The following is an 11,062-nucleotide window of genomic DNA, read 5'->3' on the forward strand; positions in this document are numbered from 1 at the left end:
GCGATCTACGCCAAACAGCTCGGCCTGGGCCTGGAGGAACAGCTAAAGAAGTTCGTCCGTCAGCACCCCGACACCAAACTGATTATCATTGACACCCTCCAGAAAGTCCGGGAAGTCGGCGGGGAGAAGTACAGCTACGCTAACGATTACGAGGTGGTGGGCAAGCTGAAACGCCTTGCCGATGATTGCGGTATCTGTCTCCTGCTGGTACACCATACCCGAAAGCAGCAGGCCGATGACAAGTTTGATATGATTTCCGGCACCAACGGCCTGTTGGGAGCGGCGGACGGGGCCTTTCTTCTTCAGAAAGAAAAGCGGACGGACGGCAGCGCCATCCTGGACGTGGCTGGACGTGACCAGCAGGATCAGCGGATGTATCTCACCAAAGACAGGGAGCGCCTTGTGTGGGAGCTGGAGCGGTTGGAAACGGAGCCGTGGGTGGAACCGCCCGACCCGGTATTGGAGGCCGTTGCCGCCCTTGTGACGGCGGACAGGCCCGCCTGGGGCGGTACGGCCACGGAGCTGGCGGCGGCGCTCCAGACCGACATGAAGCCCAACGCCCTGGCCATGCGGCTGAATGTCCGGGCCGGGAGGCTGGCGGCGGAGTATCATATCCGCTATGAGAACAGCAGGAGCCACGCCGGGAGAAGTATCGCCCTCACCCTGGAACCGCCCCAGGCGTGACGACCGTGACGGCTGTGACGGCTTTTTTGAGAGCGGGGGCGGTGTGTAAAACATCGTCACGGTCGTCACGGCCGTCACGGGGAGCGGGGCCAAAAGTCAAGGGGGCATACCTGCGGGTGGAGATTGCCGCAAGGCAATACAACCCGAACCCCTTGACTTTTGGCCCACGGAGGACACTGGCCGGGTGGGGGGGAAAGGCTGTGCCTTTTCCCCCTGCCCAACGGCGAGTGTCAAAGTTTAGGCGGGGTGCAGGGGGCCCTTTTCAAAGGGCGGCCCTGCTGGGGGAGCCGTCCGCAGACGGCGGGGGCAACGCCCCCACTCCACCCCGTAGGGCGCAAATGCGCTTTTGATGGCCGCAAGGCCGTCAAAAGTGCTTTTGCGTTACTTTCGCAGAAAGTAACAAAGGCCGCCGCTGGCGCGGCGAAAGGAGTGTTGATTTGAAAAGGACGATTAGTGCAATGGTGGGGCAAGGCTCGGTGAACCACAACAGCAGGGCGTTCAACGCCAAGAACACCGACCCGGAACGCTCCCATCTGAATATAACCTACTGCCACGAAAATATCAAGGCAGTTTTCCATGAGCTATTTGACGAGGCCCTCAAGCGGTACAACGATAAGCAGACCAGGGCAGATCGCAAGATTGAGGACTACTATGAAAAGATACGTTCCAGCAAGCAGGAAAAGCCGTTCCATGAAATCATCCTGCAAGTGGGCAACAAGGACGACATGAGCGCCGAGGGCGAGGACGGCCAGCTTGCGGCGGCGGTGCTGGACGAGTACATGAGAGGTTTCCAGGAGCGCAACCCCCAGCTTCGGGTGTTCTCCGCCCACCTCCACATGGACGAGGCCACACCCCATCTGCACATCGACTTCGTACCGTTCACCACCGGGAGCAAACGGGGCCTGGACACAAGGGTATCTCTCAAACAGGCGTTAGCGGCCCAGGGCTTCAAGGGCGGCACCAGGGGCGACACGGAGTGGAACCAGTGGGTACGCTCTGAAAAGGAACAACTTGCCGCCGTGATGGAGCGCCATGGTATTGAGTGGGAGGACAAGGGCACCCATGACAAGCACCTGTCTGTGCTGGATTTCAAAAAGGAGCAGAGGGCGAAAGAGATTGCCGAGCTGGAGGCGGTCAAGGCCAAGAAGCAGGGACAGGTGGAACAGCAGGAGCAGCGTCTAAAGGAGCTGGCCCCGGCTGTGAGGAACATGGAGCAGTTGGCGGCGCAGTTCTCCGATGACCCGGAGCGGATATTACCGGAGCCGGGGCCGCTGGAAAGCGCCAAGTCCTACCGGGAGAAGAAAGCCAAGCCCCTGTTGGCGCAGATCGTCAAGGTGCTGCGTTCCCTGTACCGGGCCTATGTCGAGTTGAAGAGGAAGTATGAGCGTTTGCAGGGTGACTATGGACGGGCCAGGGAGGGCAACGAGCGGCTGTCTGACCGTTTGCAGGAGGCAAAGATGGAAAACAAGGCCCTGCGGGGGACTGTTGCCGACTTTGAGCGGGTAAAGCGGGCTTTCGGCCCGGAGGAAGTAGAGCGGGCCGTGGAGGACGCAAAACGCCAGGAGGCGCAAGAGAGGGAGCAGAAGAAAGCAAAGCGGAAGTTTAGCCGGGGGGCAAGGTAACGGACAGCGGGAGGGCACTCCAAAAGGGTGCCCTCCTGTTTTGCACTTGTCAACGGGTGCTTTTGATGTTATAATGAGAAAGAACTCGGAGTTTATTGGAAAGGAGAAAATTTGCATGAAACAAGTATCATTCAAAGTGCAAGTCTATATTTCATTAGCTGTTTTGGTATGTGTTTTTGTCATCGGACAATTCTTTAAGACTGGACTCGTTCAGAATATTGGATGGATTGTTATCGGATTGCTCTTTTTAATCAATCCTGTATGGCCTAAATCTGCGGACTGGAGAAACCATGACGAGTTAAAGAAGGGCATACGAATAGGTAGTGTGCTGGTAATCATTGTGTTTGGTTTTTGGGTTCGCTACGGAGTATAAATTACAATTAGCGGGAGGATGCCGTCATGAAAGAAGCAATAAAGCAGAAAAGAATAGGAATAGGCTCTCTGGCTCTGGCGCTGTCAATCATAGCAATTATTTGGAGTTGCAATATAGGCTGGTTCGACAATCTATGCCTGGGTGATGTAGTTTTGAACTATATTGGTATTCCATGCTGGTCAAATGGGACAAGCGGAACACATTATACTGTTTTTTATGGGCTGGTCTTTTTTGTGTCTGCACTTGCTTTGGGAATATGGAAAAAGAATGACCTTTTCGCAACTGTTGGGAAGTGGATAGCCGGGTTTTTCGTTGTTATGCTGGGTATAATGTGCTTCTTTTTAGTTTAGTGTTCGGTAAAGGTGGGGAGATGTACTTGCATTTCCCCGCCTTTTGTGCTATTATTAAAGTCGTAAACCAGCAGAGAAAAAGCAGTATACTCTGCCTCCCGTTATCATCGTTGATAACAATTTGATAACAGCCCATCGTATAGGCTGGATAATATGGATATATCAAATAATCAGAAGAACCAGGTATCATATTTCTAAAGCAAAATCCGTTAGAATATGATACCCAGCAACGAATGGGAGTAACAGAAGAATAAGAGGGGCTCTTGAGCCCCTCTTTTTGATGAAATGGGGAGTAGAATATGACAAAATTCATTTTTGTAACCGGCGGCGTGGTGTCCGGGCTGGGCAAGGGGATCACGGCGGCCTCCCTGGGCCGGCTGCTGAAGCAGCGGGGGCTGAAGGTGAAGGTCCAGAAGCTGGACCCCTATCTCAACGTGGACCCGGGCACCATGTCCCCCTACCAGCACGGGGAGGTCTTTGTCACCGACGACGGGGCGGAGACCGACCTGGACCTGGGCCACTACGAGCGGTTCATCGACGAAAATCTCACGGTGAACTCCTCGGTTTCGGCGGGGCAGGTGTACTGGAACGTGCTCAACCGGGAGCGGAGGGGGGACTATCTGGGGGGCACCGTCCAGATCATCCCTCACATCACCGACGAGATCAAAAGCCATATCTACGCCCTGGACGCCCCCGGCACCGACGCGGCCATTGTGGAGATCGGCGGCACGGTGGGGGACATCGAGGGTCAGCCCTTTCTGGAGGCCATCCGCCAGGTGGCGGCGGAGCGGGGGCGGCAGAACGTCATGTTTATCCACGTCTCCCTCATCGTCTCCATCCCCGGCTCCGGGGAGCTGAAGTCCAAGCCCACCCAGCACTCGGCCAAGGAACTGCTCAGCCTGGGCATTCAGCCCGATGTGATCGTCTGCCGCAGCGGCACCCCGGTGCCCGGGGAGCTTCTGGACAAGATTGCCCTGTTCTGCAATATTCCCCGGGAAAACGCCATCCCCAACCTGACGGCCGGCCTGCTCTATGAGGTCCCCCTCATGCTGGAGAAGGAGGGCCTGGCCGACGCGGTGGTCCGCCGCCTGGGGCTGATCTGCCGCACCCCCGACCTGACCGAGTGGGCCGATATGGTCCACCGGGCCAAAAACCCGACGGGGCGTGTGACCATCGCCCTGGTGGGCAAATATGTGGCCCTCCACGACGCCTATCTGTCGGTGGCCGAGGCCCTGACCCACGGGGGCATTGAGAACGGCGTGCGGGTGGACATCCGCTGGGTGGACAGCGAGACGGTCACCGACGAAAACGCCGCTGAAATACTGGCCGGGGCGGAGGGCGTGCTGGTCCCCGGGGGGTTTGGAGACCGGGGCATTGAGGGCAAAATTTCCGCTGTGCGCTATGCCCGGGAGCATAACATCCCCTTCCTGGGCATCTGCCTGGGGATGCAGATGGCGGTGGTGGAGTTCGCCCGCCACGTCTGCAGCATGGTCGACGCCCACTCCAGTGAGCTGTCCCGGACCACCACGCACCCGGTGATCGACCTGATGCCCGACCAGCAGGGAGTCACCGACAAGGGGGGCACCATGCGCCTGGGCTCCTGCCCCTGCCGCATCGCCGGGGAGGACACCCTGGCCTTCCGGGCCTACGGCGCTTCGGACATCGCCGAGCGCCATCGCCACCGCTATGAGTTCAACAACCGGTTCCGCCAGGCCCTCACCGCCGCCGGCCTGCGGCTGTCCGGCCTGTCCCCCGACGGCCGGCTGGTGGAGATGGTGGAGCTGCCCGGCCACCCCTGGTTTGTGGGCGTCCAGTTCCACCCGGAGCTGAAGTCCCGCCCCAACCGGGCCCACCCCCTGTTCCGGGAGTTTGTGGCCGCCGCCAAAGGGAAAAATACCCCTTGACATCCCTCTCCTCCCCGGCTTATAATGCTCCCAAACCACAAGAATTGGAGGAGTTTACCCATGGAAAAAAAGGAAATGCTCTACGAGGGCAAGGCCAAGAAGGTCTACGCCACTGAGGACCCCCAGCAGCTGATTGTCTCCTATAAGGACGACGCCACCGCTTTCAACGGCCTGAAAAAGGGCACCATCACCGGCAAGGGAGTCATCAACAACAGGATGAGCAACCTGCTCATGGCCCGGCTGGAGAAGGATGGCATCCCCACCCACCTGATTAAGGAGCTCAATGACCGGGAGACTTTGGTAAAAAAGGTGTCCATCGTCCCCCTGGAGGTCATTGTGCGCAACATCTCCGCCGGCTCCTTCGCCAAGCGGTACGGCGTGGAGGAGGGCATTGTCTTTGACCAGCCCACCTTCGAGCTGTCCTATAAGAACGACGACCTGGGCGACCCTCTGATGAACGACGACCACGCCCTGGCCCTGAAGCTGGCCACCCCCGAGGAGCTGGCCCTCATCCGCAGGTACGCCCTCACCGTGGACAAGCTGATGCAGGAGGTCTGGGCGGAGTGCGGCGTCACTCTGGTGGACTTCAAGCTGGAGTTCGGCCGGCTGGACGACGGCACCATCGTCCTGGCCGACGAGATCAGCCCCGACACCTGCCGCCTCTGGGACTCCGAGACCCACGAGAAGCTGGACAAGGACCGCTTCCGCCGGGATATGGGCGGCGTGGAGGCCGCCTACGAGCAGGTCATGAGCCGCCTGACCCAGCACCTGTAAGTCAAAAGCCCAATTCAAAGCGCCGGAGGGAAATCCTCCGGCGCTCTTTTGCTCCGCCTCCGGATTCCCCCGCATATTTCCGCTGCCTGTCCCATAGGATAGAAGAAAAAGGGGGCGGCAATATGTCCAGAGAGCGGGATTACAGTCTCGGCGGGGCGCGGCAGGTGGTGAGCGCAGCGCTGCTTTTGGCGGCGGCGCTGTTCTTCCTGCCCGCCCTGGTCATCCGGGGGGAGCCGGTCTATCAGCGGACAGGCCAGAGCGGCTCCGCCGCCGATGAGAGCCTCCAGCCCTTCGAGCCCGCGCCCGCCGTCCAGACCGGCCCCCGGGACCGGGGGCGGGCGGTGCGCCTGCTGAACAAGGACGGGACAGTGTCGGAGCTGACCATGGCGGACTACCTGTGGGGGGTGGTGGCGGCGGAGATGCCCGCCTCCTTCCAGCCGGAGGCACTGAAGGCCCAGGCCTGCGCCGCCCGGACCTACACCGCCGTCCTCCAGAGCAGCGCCAAGCACCCCGAGGCCGACATCTGCGCCGACAGCACCTGCTGTCAGGCCTACATCGACCGCTCCGCGGCGGAGGCCCGGTGGGGGCTGAGCGCCGGGGAGTACGGGGAAAAAATTCAGGAGGCGGTGTCCCAGACCGACGGGCTGGGGGTGCTGTATCAGGGGAAGCCCATCCAGGCCCTGTTTTTCTCCTCTGCGGCGGGGAAAACCACTGACGCGGTGGAGGTCTGGGGCAATTCGGTGGACTATCTGAAAAGCGTGGACAGCCCTGAGGGGGACGAGGTGCCCAACTACCGCACCCAGACCGTCCTGGGAGCGGAGGAGGTCAGGGCCCTCACCCTGGCAGCCTACCCTGGGGCCGACCTGTCCGGCGACCCGGGGACCTGGTTCGGCCAGGCCAGCCGGAACGAGGGGGGCGGGATCATCTCCATCCCTCTGGGGGGCGTCACCCTCACGGGGGGACAGGCGCGCTCCCTGTTCTCCCTGCGGTCGGCCTGCTTCACTGTCACCTGGGACGGGGCCCAGTTCACCTTTGACGTCACCGGCTACGGCCATGGGGTGGGCATGAGCCAGTACGGGGCCAACGCCATGGCGAAGGATAGCAGCACCTTCAGGGAAATCCTCACCTGGTACTACACCGGGGCCCAGGTGGGAGAATTGTGGTAGGGGCGGATATCATCCACTCCCGCAGAAGACGGTCTCCGGAAGGGCGGGTTTTCCCGCCCTTTTTTCCATTTTGGTAAAATATTTCAAAAAACCCTCCATTTCAAATGTGAATAAATCTTGACAGAAAAGCGATTGCCCTTTACAATGTTAGGTGGACAAATATGAAAAACCTGTGGGGATGTTTTTCAGTTGCCGCATGGGAGGGAAAACCCGCCCCCTGCGGCCTTTTACTGCAAGTTCGCACCGGCCCATCCGCCGGAGGCGGACGCCGCGGCGGTCCGCCGCGGCCACGAAAAAATTTGGAGGTGTAAAAAGACCCAATGGACCCAATTTTAGCAGTCATCGGCATGATCGTCACGCTGATTGTGGGCGCTCTGGGCGGGGCTGTGTTCGGCTGGAACCGGCGCAAGGCCACCGCCGAGCGGGAGATCAAGTCCGCCGAGGACGAGGCCACCCGCATTGTCAACGAGGCCTATAAGAGCGCCGAGAGCAAGAAGCGGGAGGCTCTAGTCGAGGCCAAGGAGGAAATCCTCAAGGCCAAGAACGAGCACGAGAAGGAGGTCAAGGACCGCCGCTCTGAATTGCAGCGCCAGGAGAACCGGCTGCAGCAGAAGGAGGAGAACCTGGACCGCAAGACCGAGAACATCGAGAAGAAGGAGGAGCAGCTGTCCTCCAAAATCGCCAGGCTGGACGCCACCCAGGCCGAGGCGGACAAACTGAAGCAGCAGCAGGTCACCGAGCTGGAGCGCATCTCCGGCTTTACCGCCGAGGAGGCCAAGAACTACCTGCTCCAGCAGCTGGAGGAGGACGTCACCCACGAGTCGGCCATGAAGATCAAGGAGATCGAGGCCCGCTACAAGGACGAGGCCGACACCAAGGCCCGGGAGATCATCTCCCTGGCCATCCAGCGCTGCGCCGCCGACCACGTGTCCGAGGCCACCGTGTCGGTGGTGCCCCTGCCCAACGACGACATGAAGGGCCGGATCATCGGCCGGGAGGGCCGGAACATCCGCACCCTGGAGACCCTCACCGGGGTGGACCTGATTATTGACGACACCCCCGAGGCCATCACCGTCTCCTGCTTCGACCCGGTGCGCCGGGAGATCGCCCGGCTGGCCCTGGAGAAGCTGATCCAGGATGGCCGCATCCATCCCACCCGCATCGAGGAGATGGTGGAGAAGGCCAAGCGGGAGGTGGACATGGTCATCAAGTCGGAGGGCGAGCGGGCCATCTTCGAGACCAATGTCCACGGCCTGCACCCCGAGCTGGTCAAGCTGCTGGGCCGGATGCACTATCGCACCAGCTACGGCCAGAACGTCCTCAGCCACTCCATCGAGGTCAGCCACCTGGCCGGCCTGCTGGCCGCCGAGATCGGCGCCAACGTCACCGAGGCCAAGCGCGCCGGCCTGCTCCACGACCTGGGCAAGTCCATCGACCACGAGGTGGAGGGCTCTCACGTCCAGATCGGTGTGGAGTTGGCCCGGAAATATCGGGAGAGCGAGAACATTATCCACGCCATCCACGCCCACCACAACGACGTGGAGCCCCGGACCGTGGTGGCCTGCCTGGTCCAGGCGGCCGACGCCATCTCCGCCGCCCGGCCCGGCGCCCGGCGGGAGAATCTGGAGAACTATATCAAGCGGCTGGAGACCCTGGAGGAGATTACTTCCTCCTTCAACGGGGTGGAGAAGTCCTTCGCCATCCAGGCCGGCCGTGAGGTCCGGATTATGGTCAAGCCCGAGGTCATCAGCGAGGACCAGATGGTCCTCCTCGCCCGGGAGATCGCCAAGAAGATCGAGGACGAGCTGGAGTACCCCGGCCAGATCAAGGTCAACCTCCTGCGGGAGACCCGCGCCATCGAATACGCCAAATAAAAATCCCGGGACGCCCCCCAGCGTCCCGGAATTTTTTATGCTATTTGTAGGGCGCGACGACCCCGGCGCGCCGCCGAATCAGACAAATACACGGCGGGCCGAGTCGTCCCGCCCTACGGAGGGCTCAAAACCCCCGTCCCGCCCTACGGAGGGCTCAAAACCCTCGTCCCGCCGCAGCGAAAAAGGCCCCTTTTGAAAGGGGCTGTCAGCCGAAGGCTGACTGAGGATTGCGTTTCGCGAAGCGAAACATACGAAGTAAACGAGTTTTCCGAAAACCGATTTGCTTCGCATATTTTGGCTTCGCCAAAATACAATCCTCCGTCATCCGCTTCGCGGATGCCACCTCCTTTCAAAAGGAGGCTTTTGGGTGCGCTTCAAGAAGATTCCCCAGAGCCGACGGCCCTGGGGTTTATTTTTCATCCTCTATAAATTCTGCGATATCTTCCAATTTACAAGACAGTGCAGTACAGAGCTTGTTCAAGGTTTTGGTTTCCATGTTGTCATTTGCCCGGAGACGGCGAACTGTTTTGTTGTCAATACCGGCTTTTTCGCGCAGATAATAGGTGGTTATCCCACGCTCGGCCATTGTTATCCATAATTTATCGAATACAATCACTCAGATTCCCCCTTGACATATGTCAAGTATGGGGGTTATAATCTTTTTTATTAAGGGGATATATCCCCTTACGTCTAAAAAATAGGGGGAAATAGAATGAGTCGTCAAAGTGAGCGAAAAGCAATTATAGAAAAAAGTATGCGGCTGTGTGATTATTTGGGCCGCATCAATTCATTAACCCTGCAAAAGGGGTTTTGGAAGGACGACAAGCTCGATTTGTCGGACCCGGCGTATATCAATCGCAGTGCTCTTGAGCTAAAGCGGATTTTTACGTTCCACGGATTTATTATGACCCTCACGGACCAATTTTCCAGGCTGATGGAACAGGCTGGGAAGGGTGATGACATCGGGCTGGAGGGGATTGTGATGCTCCAGGATTTTCTGGATGAATACTCCGATCTGCTGGCAGAGGAATATAACTGGTGTAAATAGAGCAAGCATCCCGCCGGGGCAGCCGGCGGGACATTTTTTATTCCCCGACAAAATTCCCCCAAAAAGTGGACAGGCCCCGGCTTATACTGGGAGAAATTGGAAGGGGTGTGCTGCTATGGACGACTGGTACAGCCGGAGTATGGCTCAGGTTCTGAAGGAGCTGGATACAAGCCGGCAGGGGCTCAGCGAGCGGGAGGCGGCCCGGCGGCTGGAGAAATACGGGCCCAACCAGCTGGCCCAGCCCGACCCGCCCGGCCTGCTTCTGCGGATTCTGGCTCAGCTGAAGGACCCTATGATTCTGGTGCTGCTGGCGGCGGCGGGGCTGTCTCTGGCGGCCAGCGGGGGAGAGGACTGGCTGGACGGGGTCATCATTCTGGTGATCGTGGTGGTCAACGGCATCATCTCCATCACCCAGGAGGACCACGCCCAGCAGGCCCTGGAGGAGCTGAGGCGGATGTCCTCCCCCCAGGCCAGCGTCCTGCGGGAGGGGGCGCCCAGGCGGGTCGCCGCCGCCGCCCTGGTCCCTGGCGACGTAATTCTCCTGGAGGCGGGGGACCTGATTCCCGCCGACGCCCGGATTCTGGAGTGCAGCCGCCTCCAGGCGGACGAGTCGGCCATGACCGGCGAGTCGGTGCCGGTGGAGAAGGAGGCCAGAGACGCCCTCCCCGCCAACACCCCCCTGGGGGACCAGGTGAACATGCTTCTGTCGGGCACCCTCGTCACCGCCGGCCGGGGCGCCGCCCTGGTGGTGGCCACCGGCATGGACACCCAGATGGGCCACATCGCCGGCCTGCTTCTGGAGAGCGGCGAGGGGGACACCCCCCTCCAGCGGCGGATGGGGGAAATCTCAAGGTCGCTGTCCCTTCTGTGCCTGGCGGCGTGCGCCATTATGTTCGGGGTTGGACTGTTCCAGGGCAAGGAACTCCTGGAGATGTTCCTCACCGCCGTCTCTCTGGCGGTGGCCGCCATACCCGAGGGCCTGCCCGCCATCGTCACCATTGTCCTGGCCCTGGGCATCCAGCGGCTGGCGGGGCGGAACGCCATTGTGAAGAAGCTGCCCGCTGTGGAGACCCTGGGCTGCGCCGGGGTGATCTGCTCGGACAAGACAGGCACCCTCACCCAAAACAGGATGACGGTGCAGCAGGTCTGGCTCACCCCCGGCGCCCGGCGGCGGGACGCCATGACGGCGGGCTGCCTCTGCTCCGACGCCCGGCTCGCCTGGAAGGCCGGGGCTCCCACCGCCTCCGGCGACCCCACCGAGGGGGCG

Annotated in this window: 11 protein-coding genes; 10 read left to right on the plus strand and 1 reads right to left on the minus strand. The window is 60.4% G+C overall.

Annotation, left to right across the window (positions count from 1 at the left end; genetic code table 11):
* The 8 genes from D1641_RS17505 to rny form a co-directional block, all read left to right on the plus strand.
* Positions 1–684, plus strand: a 684-nt coding sequence (locus D1641_RS17505) for an AAA family ATPase (protein WP_160668030.1), incomplete at its 5' end; no start/stop codon positions are given.
* Between the two features lie 458 nt (positions 685–1,142).
* Complete coding sequence (locus tag D1641_RS17510) at positions 1,143–2,306, plus strand: plasmid recombination protein (RefSeq protein WP_160668049.1); 1,164 nt, start codon at positions 1,143–1,145, stop codon at positions 2,304–2,306.
* 115 nt (positions 2,307–2,421) lie between these two features.
* Complete coding sequence (locus tag D1641_RS17515) at positions 2,422–2,679, plus strand: hypothetical protein (RefSeq protein WP_160668032.1); 258 nt, start codon at positions 2,422–2,424, stop codon at positions 2,677–2,679.
* Positions 2,680–2,705: 26 nt separating this feature from the next.
* Positions 2,706–3,029 carry a hypothetical protein gene (locus D1641_RS17520; RefSeq protein ID WP_160668034.1) on the plus strand — a complete coding sequence of 108 codons (324 nt, stop codon included), beginning with the start codon at positions 2,706–2,708 and terminating at the stop codon, positions 3,027–3,029.
* Positions 3,030–3,328: 299 nt separating this feature from the next.
* A complete protein-coding gene (locus D1641_RS17525) occupies positions 3,329–4,933 on the plus strand; it encodes a CTP synthase (RefSeq protein WP_160668036.1) in 1,605 nt (534 codons plus the stop codon).
* 60 nt (positions 4,934–4,993) lie between these two features.
* Positions 4,994–5,707: a phosphoribosylaminoimidazolesuccinocarboxamide synthase gene (gene purC / locus D1641_RS17530; protein ID WP_160668038.1), complete on the plus strand. Its 714-nt coding sequence runs from the start codon at positions 4,994–4,996 to the stop codon at positions 5,705–5,707.
* A 122-nt stretch (positions 5,708–5,829) separates the two neighbouring features.
* Complete coding sequence (gene spoIID, locus D1641_RS17535; protein WP_160668040.1) at positions 5,830–6,873, plus strand: stage II sporulation protein D; 1,044 nt, start codon at positions 5,830–5,832, stop codon at positions 6,871–6,873.
* Between the two features lie 320 nt (positions 6,874–7,193).
* Entirely contained in the window at positions 7,194–8,747 is a 1,554-nt protein-coding gene (rny, locus tag D1641_RS17540; protein WP_160668042.1) for a ribonuclease Y, read from the plus strand.
* Positions 8,748–9,156: 409 nt separating this feature from the next.
* Here the strand turns inward: rny and D1641_RS17545 are convergent, their stop codons facing one another.
* On the minus strand, positions 9,157–9,363 hold the full coding sequence (locus tag D1641_RS17545) for a helix-turn-helix transcriptional regulator (protein WP_347707468.1): 207 nt from the start codon (positions 9,361–9,363) through the stop codon (positions 9,157–9,159).
* Positions 9,364–9,459: 96 nt separating this feature from the next.
* On the opposite strand from D1641_RS17545, the gene D1641_RS17550 reads away from it, so the two are divergent.
* Complete coding sequence (locus D1641_RS17550; protein ID WP_160668045.1) at positions 9,460–9,795, plus strand: hypothetical protein; 336 nt, start codon at positions 9,460–9,462, stop codon at positions 9,793–9,795.
* Between the two features lie 115 nt (positions 9,796–9,910).
* Positions 9,911–11,062 (plus strand): HAD-IC family P-type ATPase (locus D1641_RS17555; protein ID WP_160668047.1); only part of this gene is annotated, 1,152 nt, incomplete at its 3' end.

This window comes from Colidextribacter sp. OB.20 (assembly GCF_009911595.1).
Classification (GTDB): Bacteria; Bacillota; Clostridia; order Oscillospirales; family Oscillospiraceae; genus Lawsonibacter.

What these genes read in the sequence shown, in the direction of transcription:
- D1641_RS17510 (WP_160668049.1), top strand. Translation starts at nt 1,143, where the DNA reads ATGGTGGGGCAAGGCTCGGTGAACCACAACAGCAGGGCGTTCAACGCC.
- D1641_RS17515 (WP_160668032.1), top strand. Translation starts at nt 2,422, where the DNA reads ATGAAACAAGTATCATTCAAAGTGCAAGTCTATATTTCATTAGCTGTT.
- D1641_RS17520 (WP_160668034.1), top strand. Translation starts at nt 2,706, where the DNA reads ATGAAAGAAGCAATAAAGCAGAAAAGAATAGGAATAGGCTCTCTGGCT.
- D1641_RS17525 (WP_160668036.1), top strand. Translation starts at nt 3,329, where the DNA reads ATGACAAAATTCATTTTTGTAACCGGCGGCGTGGTGTCCGGGCTGGGC.
- purC (WP_160668038.1), top strand. Translation starts at nt 4,994, where the DNA reads ATGGAAAAAAAGGAAATGCTCTACGAGGGCAAGGCCAAGAAGGTCTAC.
- spoIID (WP_160668040.1), top strand. Translation starts at nt 5,830, where the DNA reads ATGTCCAGAGAGCGGGATTACAGTCTCGGCGGGGCGCGGCAGGTGGTG.
- rny (WP_160668042.1), top strand. Translation starts at nt 7,194, where the DNA reads ATGGACCCAATTTTAGCAGTCATCGGCATGATCGTCACGCTGATTGTG.
- D1641_RS17550 (WP_160668045.1), top strand. Translation starts at nt 9,460, where the DNA reads ATGAGTCGTCAAAGTGAGCGAAAAGCAATTATAGAAAAAAGTATGCGG.